We start from the raw sequence: 17691 nt of genomic DNA on the forward strand, positions 1-17691 counted from the left end.
CTCAAATTATCGGAACAGGTTTTCAACCACGCCCACGAATCCCATGAAGGAGACCGAAGTAATGGAAGCGGCAACCAGTGTAATCGGAATACCCTGAAAAGATTCGGGCGCGTCGCAGCCTTCGATTCTAGAACGAACGCCGGAGAACAGCACCATGGCCAGCAAAAAGCCAAGACCTGAGCCAAACGCGTTCGCCATAGACTTGGCGAAATTAAAACCGCTGTCAATGTTCAGGATGGTAACGCCAAGCACAGCGCAGTTGGTGGTAATCAGCGGGAGGTAAACGCCCAGCGCTTTATGCAGTGCGGGTACATACTTCTTGAGCACGATTTCAACCAGCTGAACCAGTGCTGCAATAACCAGAATAAACACGATGGTTTGCAGATAGCCCAGGCCATTTGGATCCAGCAGATAAGTCTGAATCGGATAAGTAACAGCGGTAGCCATCATCATAACAAAGATAACGGCCATCGACATGCCAACAGCCGAATCCAGTTTCTTGGAAACGCCCAAAAAGGGGCAGATGCCAAGGAATTTAGCGAGAACATAGTTATTAACGAGCACGGCGCTCATGATGATAATAGCAAATTCCTTCATCGATTAGCACGCTCCCTTCGCATCTTCGCCGCATGCTTCTTCGGAATCGCAGCCAGCACAACCGAATTCCTTCTTCTTGATCGCCTTACCCTTACTGATCTTGTTGACCAACGCAATCAGCGCGCCGAAGACGAAGAAGCCGCCGGGCGCAAGGCCCATAATCGAGATGGTGCGCGCCTCTTCAGAGACGAGTCGAATGCCCATCCAGCTGCCGGCGCCAAAGATTTCGCGGATGGTAGCCATCAGCAGCAGTGCCAGCGTAAAGCCGATACCCATGCCGATGCCATCAAGCGCCGAATCAACAATACCATTCTTTGAAGCGAACATCTCGGCACGACCGAGAATGATGCAGTTAACAACGATCAGAGGCAGATAGATGCCCAGTGCTGCATCCAGCGCGGGCGCGTAAGCCTTGACAACCATCTGAACCAACGTAACGAAGCCTGCAATAACAACGATATAAGACGGGATACGGACCTTGTCTGGAATGATTTTACGCAATGCAGAAATAACAATGTTAGAGCAAACTAAAACCACAGTAGCGGCAAGGCCCATACCGATTGCGTTCTTGGCCTGCGTACTGACAGCCAGCATCGGGCAGGTACCCAGCAGCAGCACCAGAACGGGGTTTTCTTTAATAATACCTCTGGTGAGGTTGTTAAGTTTATTCATTGCTTTAAGCCCCCTTTACTACGGCGAGGTTTGCGACTGCCGCGTTAAAAGCCTCTTTAAAAGCCTTAGACGAAACGGTTGCACCCGCAATATTGTCTATGCCGTCGGCAGAAGTTTTGCCAACGAACTGTGAAGTAAAGGCTTCCTCAGCGATCTTGCTGCCGAGGCCTTCGGTCTCGGAGCTTTTTACGACGACCACATCAATAACCTTGTCGCTGCCGTCAAACAACACCGCAATGGTCAGATCGCCGCCGTAGCCCTTGGTAGTCACAAGCACGACATTGCCGGCAGCGCCGCAATGAATGCCGCCTGTCACTTCTTTAAACTCGGCGTTGGGATAACACTGCAGCATCTTAATCTCTAGTGGGTTCTCAACAGTGCCACCCAGCGCAATTTTCTGCGCCTCAAACGCCTTTTCTACTGCGCCGATAAAGCACTTGGAAGAAATGGTCGCGCCGCTGATAACCGAGACACCTGAGAGGCTCTCATCCTGACCGGGGAACTGGCTTTGGAACTTCGGCTCGGCTGCTTTTGAACCTAAGCCTGCAGTTTCGCCGTGAGAAAGGGTCTTAGTGCCGGTGATCTTGCCATCAGCATCAATACCAACGATAACCTTCATGACGCCACCGTAGCCTTTACCCTCGGCCATAACGACCGTACCGGTACCGTTGGTGGCGTTATAGACCTCGGTGACACCCTCGGGAAGATCGGAAAGCTCGAGCAGCTCAAAGCCGTCTGCTGCAGGCAGTACTTCTCTTCTGGCAGCCTCAGCATTGGCCTTTTCAGTCGCTTTAATAATCGGGGTGGTTGCCTGCTCGGTAAACGCCAATGCGGTGGTTATAACCAGGCAAATAACAGTAAGAACAACAATTGGCAGTACAAAATCATTTTTTGCGTTGCTCATTTTGCGGCACCTCCCAAAGCTTTATTCCGGGTATAGTTCGAGATGTGCGGAGCTATAATATTCATCAGCAGAATCGCGAAGGAAACGCCCTCGGGATAATTGCCGTACACACGAATCAGCACTGTTAAAATGCCGCAGCCAATACCAAAGATCACACGGCCCTTAGGTGTCTGGGGCGAGGTGCTGTAGTCGGTCGCCATAAAGATAGCACCCAGCATCAGGCCGCCAGTCAGCATGTGATAAACCGGGTTCTGGCCAAGAAGCGCAGTAAGTACCGCAACGGTGGCAATAAACGAAATGGTGATGTGCCAGGTAATAACCTTGCGGTAGAGCAGATAGGCAAAGCCGATAAGTAGTGCAACCGCACTGACTTCACCGATACAACCGCCAATCTGTCCCAGTGCCATTTGGGCGATGGAAGGCATTTTGTCGGTCTGGCCGGTAGCCATCAGCGTCAGGGGCGTCGCACCGGCAACGGTATCAGGATAGCCGGTCACCCAATCGGTCATCGGACCGGTAAAGGAGATCAGCAATACGATACGCGCGGTGATGGCAGGGTTTGCAAAGTTCTGGCCGATGCCGCCAAACAACTGCTTGGCAAAGATGATGGCCACAATGGAGCCAAATGCAGCCATCCACAGCGGGAGGCCGAGCGGCAGGTTATATGCAAGCAATAAGCCGGTAACAACGGCGGAATAATCGCCGATGGTGATGGGCTTGCCGCAGGCTTTTTCAAACACATATTCAGCGCCAACTGCAAAAGCAACGCAGACAGCGACGAGAACCAGTGCGTGCACACCGAAAACGAAAACAGAAACCAACAGTGCAGGAGCAAGTGCAATAAGCACATCGCGCATGATCGACTTGGTGGTATCTTGGTGACGAATGTGCGGAGAGCAGGTTACGATCATTGGATTACTCACTGTTTTCACCCCTTACTTTTTCTGCGAAGCTTCTCTGACCATCGCCTTAGCAAGCTTGTTGGTCAGAACGAGTTCGCGTTTCGCCGGACATACGAACGAGCAACAGCCGCACTCCATGCAGAGCATGACCTTGAGCTCGTTGAGCATATCGACATTTTTGATCTTGAATGCATGCTCAATGGTCGCCGGCATAAGGCCAACCGGGCAAGCTGCCACGCAGCGACCGCACTTGATGCAGGCGGTAGTAGGAGCCAAAGTGGCTTCTTTTTCGGCAAAGGCCAGCACAGCGTTGTTGTTCTTGAGCAGCGGAACCTCATCGCTGGGTACCGAGATGCCCATCATCGGGCCGCCATAGAGAATTTTTCTAGGCTCGGCCTTGTAGCCGCCGCAAAATTCAAATATTTTGGCAATGGGGGTGCCGATGGGCGCAATAACATTACCCGGCTTGGCAACGGCGGAGCCATCGACGGTCAGGCACTTTTCAATCAGCGGCATGCCGGTTTCAATATACTTGGAAATGAAGGCTAACGTCGTAACGTTGATGACAATGCAGCCCACGTCCAGCGGTAACTTGCCCTCGGGCACGTCGCGGCCAGTGGCGTTGTGAATGAGCACCTTTTCACCGCCCTGTGGGTAGAGAGAAGGCATCGCCATGACCTCAAAGTCGGGATCGTTCGCAGTCTTCTCCTGGAACAGCTTGATGGCTTCAGGCTTGTTGTCCTCAATGCCAATGATGGTCTTTTTCTGACCAACAAATTTTTTAATGAGTGCAGCACCCTTGATAATGTGCTCACAATCATCGATCATCGTGCGCAGATCGGAGGTTATGTAAGGCTCACACTCCGCGCCGTTGATGAGAAGATAGTCGATAGAATTCGGGTTCTTGACCGACAGCTTGACCACCGTCGGAAAGCCCGCGCCGCCTAAGCCAACCAATCCGCTGGCACGTACAGCAGCCAAAAACTGCTCAGTGGTCTCCACTGTGGGCGGGACGACTGTCTCGGCAACTTCCTGCAGACCGTCGGCCTCGATGACGACAGCCTTCGCCTTCGCACCGTTAGCCATTAGCAGCTCGTCAATCTTGACAACCTTTCCGGATACACTGGCATGAACGGGCACGCTGACAAATCCCGCTGCTTCACCGATCACCTGACCGACTTTAACAAGATCGCCCGCCTTGACTACAGGCGTAGATGGCGCTCCGATGTGCATATTCATCGGAATAATGACCTTGTCGGGAGTCGGAATGCGCTGTGGTGCGCACTCTGCGGTGTTCTTGTGGTGAGGCGCATGGACACCGCTCAGTCTTTTAATAGACACTGATGTTTCCCCCAATACTTAAAAAGTGTTGTTATTTGATTGCCCTATTGACGTTTTTCAAGTAGGGCATAACTAACCGAAGTAAAATTCCCGTGATAAGACCCATGCCTACACCGGACAGAATCATGACGGGTAGATAATAAAATGTGTAGACCGATTTTAAAATGATGCTGGCTAAAACAAGCTGACCAACATTATGCGAGATCGCCCCAACAATGCTGATGATATGATCGCCCAGCCCCGGTACCTTTCGAAAGAGCAGCATAAGGCAAACTGAACACAATCCGCCAGAAAGGCTCAACGCAGCGCCGATTACGCCGCGGGAGAGCAGCACGAAGAGCGACTTGAGTACTGCAACGGCAAACGCCGTTTTAGCGTCGAGAAAAAACAAACAGTACATCGTCACAATGTTTGAAAGCCCCAGTTTGACACCAACCGGTAAAAACGGCAGTGCAGGCATCATTGACTCAAAGAAAGAAAGCCCCAGTGCAAGCGCCAGCATCAGGCCAGGAAAGGCCACCTTATAGGCGGATCGGTGTTTTGGCGGCACCGGCATTCTCTCCTCTCGATATTATCTTAAAAATTAAATTTATAAGCAGTTTTTTGTGTGTTAACGGTCAGTCTCTCCTGCAGCGATCTTGAGGCGTAAACCTCAAAATCTTTTGTCACGGCCAGAACCATACAGTCATTACGCTCCAGATATTCGCAGAGCGCAACACTGCCCCGCATAAAAATCAGGGTAGAAAGGTAATCCGCCAGCGTGCCGTCTTCAGACACCACCGTCACCGAAATCAGATCGGTCGCAGAAGGATAGCCTGTAAAAGGATCCATCACATGATGATACTTTACGCCATCCTGTTCAAAATAGCGTTCATAATCGCCAGTGGTGGCCATGGTCAACCCGTCCAGCGATAGCGAAGCAATAAACTCCGAAGCATCGCCTCTCGGGTCGCGAACGCCGATCACATAATCTGAACCGTCCGCCTTTTTTCCCTGAACCATCATGTTGCCGCCAATGGACAGATAGCCTTGAACATCGTTTTCAACAGCGTACTGCCGCATTAGTGACGCAGCCAAGCCCTTAGCGATGCCGCCAAGATCAATGCGCATACCCTCATCGGCAAGCATTGCTGTCTTGTTTGTATCGTCAAATATGATGCGACGATAATCCACCAGCTTCTGCGCTGCTTTAATCTCTTCCTCAGAGGGAACACGTGGGTTTTCACTGTTCACATTCCAGACCAATGTAAGCGGTGCAACGGTGATATCGAACAACCCATCCGCCTGCACACAATAGTCGGTCGCCTGACGCAAAAACTGATAAGTGTCATGCGAAAGGGCGACGGGATGCACGCCCGCCGCTGAGTTCAAACGTGAAATTTCGCTTTCTTCTACGTAAAGCGAAAGCTTGCTCTCTAATTCTTTTAATGCACCTAAAACTTCGTCATAGGTTTTTTGTGCGTTTTTGCCATACCAGCGCTGCTCAACCCAAGTGTTCATGACAAACTCTATTCCGGCGACAGAGCGAGTTCCTGTCTGATCTTGTGGGTCGGTGCATCCAAACAACATGACGGTACATAGCACAATGATAATCGCTGTAAAGTATTTAGGTTTTCTCATTCATGCTTTTGCTCCCCATTATATGAATAAACGATAAAAAAGCCGCTTGTATTATTTAAATCATGCAAGACGCACATACTATTTTTATCGCTTTTTGACTAAAAAGTCAAGAGAAGTTTGTTATTTACCGAACGAATAGATGAAAATACCAATCAGAAATATCAAAGTTTAGTCGCATTTTATTTAATTTCCATAATTAAAATCAACTAACTTTTCTTAAAAACCGATACAGCTTAGGACAACTATCCATCAAATGTCAGTAGTCTGCTCTTTGGCGCACGGCTACCTCCCTGCGTCTTTTGCGGAGCCGAGCGGCACGACTCGCCGATAATGTAATCAGTACTGTCGGCAGCAATATCAGCAAAACAATTCCGACGGCCGCCAACAGGCCGCGTTTTTGCTTGTTGGTATTTTCTATTTTAATCTGTGTCGCCTTTGCTTCTGCAGCCGCAACCACTACCCCCTGATCGTCTATACCATACAGGTTTTCAAGCGCGTCTAAAAGGCCGGCGTAGGTTTTCTCTACGCCCACTTCATAGTTTCCGGTGGCAAAGTCGGGTTCGAGATTTTTCAAAAGCAGCTTATCCAATGATGTGTCCGACAGGGCAGTTTCAAGTCCCCGCCCCTGCAAGGCATAATAATTCTCCTCGCTGGTTGCCACCAACAACAACAGCCCGTTATTTTGAACCGCATCCCCTATTTGCAGCCGGTTGAATACACCCTCTGCGTAGTCGCGGATCGCCTCACCACCTAGGAAATCGACGGTGACCACTACAAGCTGCGCGCCGGTCAACGCATCTAGAGCGGCGCTTTTTTCGTCTATAGACGCTTCAACCTCTTCAGACAACACATTAGCCAAATCGCTGACATAAACCATTGCATCCGGCTCAGTTGCCAAATTATCTACCGCTAAGGCACAGGGCTGTAACAGCAGTACCGCAAGCAGTGCGGCAACAACGGGCAGTATGAAATGCTTTTGGCAGTACTTCATGGTAAGGTGTTCCCCCTGGTCATACATTATCAGCCCTTTAAATCCAGCAGCTTTTGCTTCAATTGGCTCTCTAGGCCGAATAGCTCCGACTCGATTGCGCGGCGCTTTTCCCTGCCCTGTGCCTGAATCTGCTGCACCTCGTCAAGGGTGCTGATCAGCATTGTGTTGGTATTTTGGAGCGTTTCAAGGTCGACAATGCCGCGTTGTGCCTCCCGTGCAGTTTCAATTGTTCCGGTTTTAAGCATTTCGGCATTTTTGCGCAGTAATTCGTTGGTCATATCCGATACCGCGCGCTGAGCCTGCATGGCCTGTTGCGAATGTGCAAGCCCTAATGCGAGCACCATCTGACTCTTCCACAGCGGAATGGTATTGACGATAGTGGATTGAATCTTTTCCACCATCAATGTGTTATTGTTTTGGAGCAGTCGGATTTGCGGCGCCATCTGAATGGACACCATTCGGGTCAACTCAAGGTCAGAAATTTTCTTTTCAAATCGGTCGCAAAGGTTCCCAAAATCATTGGCTGCCTGCGCGTCCTCGGGTAGATTTGAAAGCTTGGCCTTCTCCAAGAGCGTCGCCAATACGGTCTCGCGCTCCTGAGCCAGCTTCTTTTTGCCGGCTAAAATATACATCGAAAGCTCTTTAAAATATGAAAGGTTCATGTCATAGAGCTTGTCCAGCGTAGAAATGTCCTTGAACAGCAACAATTGATGCTGCTCAAGCATGGTAGAAATTTTTTCAACATTCTCTTCGGCCTTATTGTAGCCGATTTTAAGTGTATCAATGCGGTTTTGGCCTTTTTTGAACAGACCCATTAGGCCCTTTGGCTTTTCTTCGTCAAGAGAGAAGCCTTTGAGCGTGGCAATGAGATCAGTTATCATGCCACCTGTTTCGCCCAAGTCCTTGGTACGCACGTTTTCGAGCGCTGTTTCTGAAAAGCCCGCAATCTTTTTTTGCAAAGCAGTACCATATTGCAAGACCGTGTTGGAATTGGTCAGATCAATTTTCTGTGTGAATTCATTGATCATTTGCTGTTCTTTTGGCGAAAGCAAGTTGCTTTGGGCATCGGCAAAGCTGGGGTCAGTCGGGATGATAGCCTGTTCTGGTTGATTATTGGACACACGCAATTCCTCCTAACAGCATTGATAACGGTTTAATGCATCAACCTTAATGCATCTTTGAAGCGGGTCGATGTTTTTTACGGCGCGACGAACCAGCCCGCTTTGGTGCAGCACTCTGGCCCGACGGCCTATCGTCACCGGTGGGCTTCGCTGCTTTTTGCGGGGCAGGTTTTGTGGGGCGGGCCGCTTGCTGTCTGGGCATGTCGTTTCTGCGGCGCATGTTGGTAGGCTTTTTGGGTGCCGGTTCGAACACCTGCATGGGATAAGGATTCTCCTGCTCCACCCTAATCTTCTTGCGGATAAGCTTTTCAATATCCTTGAGATACTCCAGCTCATCAAAATCGCAAAATGACATCGCAACGCCGTCAGCACCAGCGCGTCCTGTTCTGCCAATGCGATGCACATAGGTATCAGGCTCATTGGGCAGATCAAAGTTGATAACATGCGAAAGCTGGTCGATGTCAATGCCGCGGGCGGCGATATCGGTAGCCACCAGCACCTGAACCCGACCGCTTTTAAAGTTGCTCAGCGCCAGCTGCCGCGCGCCCTGTGACTTGTCTCCGTGAATCGACATTGAGGAGATCTTCGCCCCATTAAGCGCCTTAGCCACACGGTCCGCACCATGCTTTGTGCGGGTAAACACCAGCGCCGAATAAATCGAATGATTTTTTAATATCCAAGTAAGCAATTCTCGTTTGTTTACTTTATCAGTCAGATAGACCGACTGTTCGATCAGCTCCACCGTCGTGGCAGGGGGCGCTACCGACACTTTGACAGGGTTTGTCAACATGCTGTTTGCCAGCTGCTCAATTTCGGCGGGCATGGTGGCAGAAAACAGCATGGTCTGCCGCTTTTGCGGAAGTCGGGCCACCACCTTTTTAACGTCGTTGATAAAGCCCATATCCAGCATGCGGTCTGCTTCATCCAAAACAAAAATCTCCAGACCGGAAAGATCAACAAAACCTTGATTGATAAGGTCAATCAGCCGCCCGGGGGTGGCCACTAGAATATCGGTACCCCGTGCAAGCTGCTCGGTCTGCGGATTCTGGGAAACGCCGCCGAAGATCACGGTGCCTTTAAGGGGCAACTGTTTGCCATAGGCAATTAAGCTTTCGTGTATCTGCAACGCCAGCTCACGAGTCGGCGTGAGTATTAGCGCGCGCGCCCTACGCTTGTTCTTAACAGCGCCGGTAGCGTTAAGTCGCTGTAAAATAGGCAGTGCAAAGGCTGCCGTCTTACCTGTTCCGGTCTGCGCACAGCCGAGCAGGTCCTTCCCTTCCAGCGCGGGTGTGATGGCCTGCTGCTGTATCGGCGTGGGCTTGTCATAGCCCTGTGTTTGTAGCGCAGCGAGAATAGGTGAAATTAAATTCAGTTCTTTAAATGTCATTGAGTAGGTTTTTTCCTTTTTCTGTGTTTCTCTTACGGCGGCAAATATTCACGCCGCAAGGCAATCTGTGCAAATATTATTATTTAATAGTATAGCACAACTGTGTGATAAATAATAGCGTAATGTTGATAATACGCTAATCTTGCCGACTGGCGTCAATCATTTTTTAGGCGATATTCCTTTAAAAAAATTGAGCGGATTGGCAAGCAAATTTATAGCTTATATAGCGGCCTAATTATTTCTTTTCCCTTTGGAATACATAATATATTTCTTGACACATGACCTGGGATAAAATCCTTAGGATTCCCTTTATAATTATTGGGATTGATGGGTGGTATCTGCATAATTACCTTTAGCTTGCCGCTAAAAACCTGCCGGAAAAACATCAGCTTTTAGCAGAGGAAAGCATGAAACGATCGCGCTTGCTTTCCCCTATGCGTCAGACAGCCGCAAAATGCCAGTAGCACTTTGCGGCTGCTCGTATTAAAGCAAACTGTTTCGTTATTTACAGATATCCAGCGCGATTTTGGCGAAAATCTGCGCCGCCAGCGGCAGCGCCGCCTCGTCAAAATCGAACCGGCCGTTGTGGTGCGGTGCTTTCAAGGGGGTACCGATAATCATTTCGGTCGCCTGACCACCTTGGGACTGCACCTTGCTCATCATATAAGTGAAATCTTCGCCGCCGCCAAAATCGACGTCCTTGTGAATTTCCTTAACATCAGGCAATTCACTGATTGATTCCGAAACCTTCTCCACCAGTTCTTTGTCGCAGACAGCGCTGCCTGCTGCCCCCATAAAGCGGCTTTCATAACTGCATTCATACATATCGGCGGAGGCACGACAGACGCGCTCGGCCTTCTCTGCCATGTATGCATTGATGTCGGTGGTAACACCTCGAGTCTCAACCGTCATTACCGCGGTTTCGGGGATAACGTTGCGGCCGGTTCCGGCGTTTAGGGTGCCAATGTTGATGCGGCTGCTTCCCGCGCTGTGGCGCGGAATGGCCAGGAGGTTGAGTGTGGCTGTTGCAGCGGCAGCCAGCGCATTGTTCCCCTGCTCTGGGCTTGCGCCCGCGTGAGAAGCCTTCCCCTGAAATGTCACATCAAATTTAGTGCTGGCTAAAAAGCCGTGTGTGCCGGTGGCAACAGTTCCCAGCTCCCACTTTTTAAGGCCAAGGTGTGCGCCAATCATATAATTCACCTTGTCGAGCACACCGGACTGTGCAATGGAGTTGGCACCGCGCAGACCTTCTTCCGCCGGTTGAAACACGAAGACAATTTTACCCTTGATTTGATCGCGATAAGCCAGCAACAGCCGCAGCGCACCGATACCGATAGCGGCATGTCCGTCATGTCCGCAGGCGTGCATCAGATTAGCATGGGTAGAGGCAAATCCCTCCTTAAAAGGGCGGTGATCTTCATCGGTTGATTCAGCTACATCATTACAATCAATATCCACTCTAAAACCAATGGTCGGGCCGGGCTGAGCGCCCTCTATCTCGGTGACGCATCCGGTAAAACCGCCACGCATCTCGGCAATCAGATCTTCCCTGCCGCATTCCGCAACCGCACGTGCTTCACACTGCTTTAAATATTCTTCGGAGGGCATACCATACATGTGTTCAGGCGTATGTATGCTTTTGCCATAAGTCACTTTCAGGCCAAGTGCGGTGAGTTGCTCGATGACCTTAACGGTCGTACGGTATTCGGTCCACCCTGATTCAGGATGTCTATGAAGGTCACGTCGCATGGAGATTAAATCCTTGGTGAAAGCATCCATATCTATACGTTCAAAACTAAAGCCCATTTTTGATAGCCTCCTTATAATAATTGCAGCATTGTATTTTTTATTCTAACACACCACATGACGAACAGCAATAAATTAATCTGTCGGCATTTTCAAAACACAACTTAGAGAAATTTCAGAAAAATGCTCAGAAAAATATATTGCTACGTTTATCCTCATTAATATTTTCTAACAACCCACTTGCTCCTTTTTACAAAAATGCCGCAAAGCTTTTAGGCTTTGCGGCATTTTTATCCGTATGATTACTTATCTGCAGCTTTCGCCGTTCTTGTTGTTAGTGCCCTTGGGGTTGCCAGTCTGTGTGGAGGACTGATAATTGTTTCTATTGCTATTCGTGCTGCTGGGAGAGTTGTTGCTGTTGGAAGTTTGGTAGTTGGTTTTGACAGAGTTCTGGGTGTTGCTCTGGGTATTTGTCTGGGTATTGCTCTGAGCCTCTCTCGAATTGTTGCTCTGTGCGCCTCGTGTAGTATTGTTGTTGTTGTTGTTCATTTCTTTTTCACCTCACTTTTGTTTTTATTATCTGTTCATAACAACGCTTTATACATTTCAATTTCATCTATTTCAAAAAAATATCAATTATTTGCTAAATTTTCAGTTATTTTTACCTATTGCAATAAACACACCATAGTGGTATGCTTATTGCAGAAAATAAATATTGCATTAATCAAAAAACAATTATATAATGTGGAGGAGCGAAAAATGAAAAAATTTATTTGTAGTGTTTGCGGTTATGTCCATGAAGGTGAGCAGCCCCCAGAGTTCTGTCCGCAATGCAAAGTACCTGCCAGCAAATTCAACGAAATGAAGAATGAGGGTCTTGTCTTCGCCGACGAACATAGAATTGGCGTTGCCAAGGATTGCGATCCCGAAGTTCTTGAGGGTCTGCGCAGCAACTTCATCGGCGAATGCACCGAGGTTGGTATGTACCTTGCCATGAGCCGCCAGGCCGATCGCGAGGGTTACCCCGAAATAGCGGCCGCTTTTGCCAAATACGCCTTTGAAGAAGCAGAGCACGCTGCCAAGTTTGCCGAACTGCTGGGCGAGGTGGTTCATGCCGACACCAAGAAAAACCTTGAGCTTCGCACTGCAGCTGAGCATGGTGCCTGCGAAGGTAAGAAGCAGATTGCTACCCGCGCAAAACAGCTTGGCTACGATGCTATCCACGACACTGTGCACGAGATGTGCAAGGACGAAGCACGCCACGGACGCGGTTTTGAGGGTCTTTTGAAAAGATATTTCAACTAATCCTCTGCTTAGATAAAAAAGACAAAAAGAAAAGGAGTGTCAAAAATGGCATACAGCTGGACTACCGATTTGGAGACTGGTAATGCTAAAATTGATGAACAACACAAGCAGCTGTTCATTGCAATTAACAATTTGTTGGAGGCCTGCGCCAAAGGCAAAGGTCGTGATGCGCTAAAAGAAACCACTTCTTTTCTTTACGATTATACTTCAAAGCACTTTGCGGATGAAGAAAAACTTCAGCTTGCTAGCCAATACCCCGATTATACCAACCACAAACAATATCATGAAACGTTTAAGAAAACGGTTCGTGAGCTAATGGATCAGCTTGAGCTACAGGGTCCCAACATTGTTTTGGTAGGTAAAGTGAATACCGCTGTCGCCGGTTGGCTGATCAGCCACATTAAACGAGAAGACGTCAAGGTGGCCGCACATATTCGTTCAAAACAATAGTACATTTTTAAAGCCGCGCGATCCAAATGGACCGCGCGGCTTTTTTATAAGTATTTATATTAATCGAATTGTCATCAAACTGAGGCGGAATCCTACAAGTCTGTTGGATTCCGCCTTTAATTTAGGATTATATGGAGATTGATCCCTGTTTTTATGAGTCCGCCGAATCAATGGCACGAAAGCCCTTGCCCAAAATTTGATTTGCTTCGTTGACAATAACAAACGCAAACGGGTCAGCTTCACGGATGAGACGCTTTAGCTTAAAAAACTCAGTTTTGCGCACAACACACATCAACACATATGTATCTTCAAAGTTATACGCACCGGTCCCGCTAAGAATCGTTGCGCTTCGGTGCAACTGATGAATAATGCTCTTAGAAATTGGCTGGGGCTGATTGCTTATAATCATCACGCTCATGGCGGAATCGGCACCGTTTAAGATGGTGTCTACAACCTTACCAGAGGTAAAGGACATGATCAAACCATAAAGTCCCGCTTCAATATTGCCGTAGACCACCGCGGCCATAACCATGATCACACCGTTGATGCCAACGACAAGCTGGCCGGTGGAGACATAAGGGTATTTCTTGCGTATGAGCTTGACTATTAAATCTGTTCCACCACTCGACGAGCCCTGAGAAAACACGATTCCGCCACCAATTCCGGAAAAAAGGCCACCAAACAGTGCCGCCAACAGCGGATCTCCTGCATAGACTGGCGGTGCAATGAACACCCAGTCCATCAACAGCGAAAAAACAATCAGCATACGCATAGTGTGCAAAACAAAATCTTTGCTGATAACCCGCCAGCAGATAATCAAAAACGGAATGTTCATCAGCAAGCTCATAGAGCCAATCGGCAAACCGGTCAGATAGTTAATCAGCACTGTAATGCCGGTAAACCCACTTGGCGCTATTTTATTGGGAACTGCAAACATTTTAACGCCGATTGCCAAAAAAGTCGAGGCTGCAACGTCTAGCACAATACCCTTGACGCCTAAAAAAAGCTGCCTCTTTGTGAATTTCATGGTCTTGTCTTCCTTTCTTATCTTGCATCTACTTCCCCATCATAACTGAGCGCATCGAAAATAACAATGTAATTATTGTCGATAGCAAGCTCTATTTATGATTAGTCCCAAAGCTGTTTAAACCCGGTGCCTAGTGTCTCGGTAGCATGGGCGATAATCACAAAGGCACTGCCGTCATTTCGGCGCACTAATGCCTTCAATTTAAAAATCTGCCTTTTATCCACCACACAAAGCAGCACAGAAATTGGCGCGCGGCTATACCCACCCTGTGCCGAAAGTACTGTAACTCCGCGTTCCAGCCCAGTCAGCAGCGCTTGTGTTACCGCTTGTTGCTCACGCGTGATAATCAGCACCAGCTTTCTGGCGTCCGCACCGTCTATGATACGGTCGATGACTACCGTTGAGGCATAAATCATCACCGTACCATACAGGATGGTATCCATGCTGCGATAGGCTATTGCAGCCATCAGCACGACAGCGCAATCGGTAACTAAAACGATAAAACCAAACGAAAGATGCGGACGCTTTTTCTTAATCAGCATGACAATAATATCGGTACCGCCGGTCGAATCACCGTGCATGAGGATAATGCCAAGGCCGGCGCCTGCAAAAAGCCCACCAAATACTGACGCCAAAAGTGGCTCGCCGTTATAGGGCGGCACCAGCGCCGTTGTAGCATCCATTATAACGGACATGATTACCGTAATGCGCAGCGTCCGTAAGATAAAACGATGCCCGAGTATTCGCCAGCCCAGCAGCAGCAACGGAATATTCAATGCAAGGCTGACCGTGCCAATTGGCAGACCAAACAAGATAAAAAGCACCGATGCAATACCTGAAAGACCGCCGCCAACAATACGGTTGGGTGCGGAGAATACGCATATTCCCAACGCCAACAGCGCTGCGGCGGCGGTTTCAGTAAGAAATTCAGTTTTGAGGTAATGCCACGTCTTCGATGTCGGGGTTCTGCCTTGCTTCATGCGAATCCCCGTCCAAAATCATTTTAAACAATGTACGAATACGCTGCTGATTTCCGCCGAGATATAACCACCCGAACAGCGCTTCAAGGCCTGTCGCAGTGCGATATTCACCGGCAGAAGTGTGACGTGGCGGCGTCACACCGTTTGCGTTGCGACCACGCTTAAACACCGTCATCTCCGCCTCGGTGAGGGCGCGCGAAATCACGGTAAAACCGCGCGCTTGCGCAGTCGCCCGCACCATCTCCACCGCAAGGGTATGCAGCTTGTTGGCCGAAAGGCTAGTATAGCGATTGACAATCTCTTCGCGCACCAACATCTCATATACGCCGTCTCCGACAAAAGCCAGTGTCAAAGGGTTAATTAGCCTGAGATCAGGCGCTTTTTCTGCATTCAGCATACAACAGCTCCTTATCTCAGATAATCAAATTCAAAACCGTCGATGTCAACGGTATCGCCCTCTTTGATGCCCATTTCCTCCAGCTTGTCGATGATGCCGCTACTACGCAGCGAACGCTGGAGATATTGCAGCGATTCATAGTCGTCCATATTAACCGAGCTGAGAATATAAGGCAGCCAGCTCGCTTTAATATAGTATATCCCATCATCGCTACGAGTAATCTCAAACTGACGTCGCCCGGTAGAATCCGTGTCGATTTCCGGCAGCGGATCGGGTTCATAGCGCAGCACTGGCGGCAGTTTATCCAGTTCGGCAGCAACTGCATTCTTTAGAGGCTCTATGCCCTGATTGGTCGCAGCAGAAATCGAGAACACTCGATAACCGCGCTGTTCCAGTGCTTTTGTAAAGCTGTCCACTTGTTCAGGCGATGCAATATCACACTTGTTGGCAGCCACCAGCATCGGCCGCTCGGCCAATGCCTCCGAAAAATTGGCCAGCTCACGATTAATCAAATTGAAGTCATCTAGGGGGTCTCTCCCCTCGCAACCTGAGACATCCACGACGTGAACCATCAGACGGCAGCGTTCTACATGGCGCAAAAACTCATGCCCCAATCCAACGCCTTCTGAAGCGCCCTCAATCAGTCCAGGGATATCCGCCATGACATAACTTTTTTCTGTATCCACCCGCACAACACCCAGCACCGGTGTTAGCGTAGTGAAATGGTAGTTGGCAATTTTGGGCTTGGCCTCGCTCACCATCGAAATCAGCGTCGATTTGCCCACATTCGGGAAACCTACCAATCCGACATCAGCCAACAGCTTTAATTCAAGCTGAACGTCAAATTCCTCGCCCGGCATGCCCGGCTTTGCAAAGCGCGGTATCTGCCGAGTGGGTGTAGCAAAATGCTGGTTGCCCCAACCACCGCGTCCGCCCTTGGCGATAACCACCGGCGCATCGTCCGAGATGTCGGCTAGCAGCCTGCCTGATTCGCGCTCACGTATCAGCGTGCCCATTGGCACACGAACGACAAGATCCTCGGCATTTTTGCCGCTGCACTGGCGGCGACCGCCCGGCTCACCTTCGGGAGCAAAATAACGAGTCTTATATTTAAACTCCATCAGAGTGGTTTTGTTGGTATCGGCCACAAACACGACATTACCGCCACGTCCGCCGTCGCCACCGTCCGGGCCGCCTGCCGCGACATATTTTTCACGGTGGAACGACACACAACCGTCGCCGCCCTTGCCGCCCTTTATTTTAATAAACGCCTTATCAATAAACATGCTTTTCCCTCCTTTGTGGGGGCGCACACCAATAGTTTTGCCCATCGGGTGCGGGTTATCCTGCTCACAGCGTGTGTTCAGAAAAGAGTAAGCCGAACGACTTTCAAAACCGGTCCGGTTGCTAAGAGACACTCTGCCCGGCTCATTCTCTACGAATTGCTGCAAAACCATCATCATTCCATTTTGTAATAATAGTGCGTCGCCCCAGACCACCAGATGGATCAAAAGTGCGTCACAAGGCCACAACACAGAAAAATCCCGAGCGAACGCTCGGGATTTTTGTTCGTAAGCTTAGTTCTCTGCCGCGTAGACCGAAGCCTTCTTACGGTCACGGCCGAGGCGCTCAAAACGGAGCGTTCCGTCAGAAAGCGCGAACAGAGTGTCATCCGAACCGATTCCGACATTCTCGCCGGGATGGATGTGGGTGCCTCTCTGACGAACCAGAATATTGCCAGCCTTTACAAACTGACCGTCGGCACGCTTCACGCCTAGTCGTTTGGACTCGGAGTCGCGACCGTTTTTAGTTGAGCCAACGCCCTTCTTATGTGCCATTGGTTTTGCACCTCCAGTAAATAAATGGTTTAGATTTCTTTAAGCATTAATCGCGGTGATTTCAAGCTTGGTATAGGGCTGTCTGTGGCCCATCTTACGCTTGGAATCCTTCTTGGAGCGGTAGGTGAAGACGGTGATCTTCTTGCCCTTACCGTTCTTCAGAGCCTTGGCAACAACCTTAGCTCCCGCTACGGTGGGGGTGCCCACAACAGCGCTGTCATCCTTGCCAACAACGAGAACGTTGTCGAACTCGATGGTTTGGTCGACCTCAATGTCGAGTTTTTCGACGAAAATCACGTCGCCCTGAGCGACACGGTACTGCTTACCGCCGGTAGTGAATACTGCGTACATGTTACACCTGCTTATCTGTTCAGTCTCGCTGCTTTCAGGCGTCACCTTTGATTAAAAAAAGG

At 49.4% G+C, this 17691-nt stretch carries 20 protein-coding genes; 2 read left to right on the forward strand and 18 right to left on the reverse strand.

Going from position 1 to position 17691, the window contains the following annotated elements:
• Positions 1-6: 6 nt before the first annotated feature.
• The 12 genes from rsxA to RBH76_03900 form a co-directional block, all read right to left on the reverse strand.
• Complete coding sequence (gene rsxA, locus RBH76_03845) at positions 7-597, reverse strand: electron transport complex subunit RsxA (GenBank protein WMJ84572.1); 591 nt, start codon at positions 595-597, stop codon at positions 7-9.
• 3 nt (positions 598-600) lie between these two features.
• Positions 601-1269, reverse strand: coding sequence for an electron transport complex subunit E (locus tag RBH76_03850; GenBank protein WMJ84573.1), 669 nt, complete (start codon positions 1267-1269; stop codon positions 601-603).
• 4 nt (positions 1270-1273) lie between these two features.
• Entirely contained in the window at positions 1274-2173 is a 900-nt protein-coding gene (locus RBH76_03855) for an FMN-binding protein (GenBank protein WMJ84574.1), read from the reverse strand.
• Positions 2170-3084: an RnfABCDGE type electron transport complex subunit D gene (locus RBH76_03860; protein WMJ85193.1), complete on the reverse strand. Its 915-nt coding sequence runs from the start codon at positions 3082-3084 to the stop codon at positions 2170-2172. The genes RBH76_03855 and RBH76_03860 overlap by 4 nt, the downstream gene beginning before the upstream one ends.
• A gap of 24 nt (positions 3085-3108) precedes the next feature.
• Positions 3109-4416, reverse strand: a complete 1308-nt coding sequence (gene rsxC, locus RBH76_03865) for an electron transport complex subunit RsxC (protein ID WMJ84575.1) — start codon at positions 4414-4416, stop codon at positions 3109-3111.
• A gap of 31 nt (positions 4417-4447) precedes the next feature.
• Entirely contained in the window at positions 4448-4966 is a 519-nt protein-coding gene (locus tag RBH76_03870; protein ID WMJ84576.1) for a Gx transporter family protein, read from the reverse strand.
• A 26-nt stretch (positions 4967-4992) separates the two neighbouring features.
• A complete protein-coding gene (locus tag RBH76_03875; GenBank protein WMJ84577.1) occupies positions 4993-6036 on the reverse strand; it encodes an FAD:protein FMN transferase in 1044 nt (347 codons plus the stop codon).
• A 256-nt stretch (positions 6037-6292) separates the two neighbouring features.
• Entirely contained in the window at positions 6293-7027 is a 735-nt protein-coding gene (locus tag RBH76_03880; GenBank protein WMJ84578.1) for a TPM domain-containing protein, read from the reverse strand.
• A gap of 29 nt (positions 7028-7056) precedes the next feature.
• Entirely contained in the window at positions 7057-8121 is a 1065-nt protein-coding gene (locus tag RBH76_03885; protein ID WMJ85194.1) for a toxic anion resistance protein, read from the reverse strand.
• 73 nt (positions 8122-8194) lie between these two features.
• A complete protein-coding gene (locus tag RBH76_03890; GenBank protein ID WMJ84579.1) occupies positions 8195-9535 on the reverse strand; it encodes a DEAD/DEAH box helicase in 1341 nt (446 codons plus the stop codon).
• Positions 9536-10036: 501 nt separating this feature from the next.
• On the reverse strand, positions 10037-11341 hold the full coding sequence (locus tag RBH76_03895; protein WMJ84580.1) for an amidohydrolase: 1305 nt from the start codon (positions 11339-11341) through the stop codon (positions 10037-10039).
• A 246-nt stretch (positions 11342-11587) separates the two neighbouring features.
• Positions 11588-11830: a hypothetical protein gene (locus RBH76_03900; GenBank protein ID WMJ84581.1), complete on the reverse strand. Its 243-nt coding sequence runs from the start codon at positions 11828-11830 to the stop codon at positions 11588-11590.
• A gap of 210 nt (positions 11831-12040) precedes the next feature.
• Here RBH76_03900 and RBH76_03905 point away from each other — a divergent pair, with 210 nt between their 5' ends.
• Both RBH76_03905 and RBH76_03910 read left to right on the forward strand, forming a co-directional pair.
• Entirely contained in the window at positions 12041-12586 is a 546-nt protein-coding gene (locus RBH76_03905; GenBank protein WMJ84582.1) for an NADH peroxidase, read from the forward strand.
• Between the two features lie 45 nt (positions 12587-12631).
• Positions 12632-13036: a hemerythrin family protein gene (locus tag RBH76_03910; GenBank protein ID WMJ84583.1), complete on the forward strand. Its 405-nt coding sequence runs from the start codon at positions 12632-12634 to the stop codon at positions 13034-13036.
• Between the two features lie 151 nt (positions 13037-13187).
• On the opposite strand, the gene RBH76_03915 is transcribed toward RBH76_03910, so the two are convergent.
• From RBH76_03915 to rplU, 6 genes are all read right to left on the reverse strand, one after another.
• Complete coding sequence (locus RBH76_03915) at positions 13188-14063, reverse strand: YitT family protein (GenBank protein ID WMJ84584.1); 876 nt, start codon at positions 14061-14063, stop codon at positions 13188-13190.
• Between the two features lie 101 nt (positions 14064-14164).
• A complete protein-coding gene (locus tag RBH76_03920; protein WMJ84585.1) occupies positions 14165-15043 on the reverse strand; it encodes a YitT family protein in 879 nt (292 codons plus the stop codon).
• Positions 14991-15440 (reverse strand): ribonuclease III domain-containing protein, encoded by a 450-nt coding sequence (locus RBH76_03925; protein WMJ84586.1) that lies wholly within the window; start codon positions 15438-15440, stop codon positions 14991-14993. The genes RBH76_03920 and RBH76_03925 overlap by 53 nt, the downstream gene beginning before the upstream one ends.
• 11 nt (positions 15441-15451) lie before the next feature.
• Positions 15452-16726, reverse strand: a complete 1275-nt coding sequence (obgE, locus tag RBH76_03930; protein WMJ84587.1) for a GTPase ObgE — start codon at positions 16724-16726, stop codon at positions 15452-15454.
• A gap of 291 nt (positions 16727-17017) precedes the next feature.
• A complete protein-coding gene (gene rpmA, locus RBH76_03935; protein WMJ84588.1) occupies positions 17018-17278 on the reverse strand; it encodes a 50S ribosomal protein L27 in 261 nt (86 codons plus the stop codon).
• A gap of 39 nt (positions 17279-17317) precedes the next feature.
• The gene (rplU, locus tag RBH76_03940; protein WMJ84589.1) at positions 17318-17629 is read right to left on the reverse strand and encodes a 50S ribosomal protein L21; all 312 of its coding nucleotides are present in this window, start codon (positions 17627-17629) and stop codon (positions 17318-17320) included.
• Positions 17630-17691 lie beyond the last annotated feature (62 nt).

The organism is Oscillospiraceae bacterium MB24-C1, from assembly GCA_030913685.1.
GTDB lineage: Bacteria > Bacillota > Clostridia > Oscillospirales > Ruminococcaceae > Yanshouia.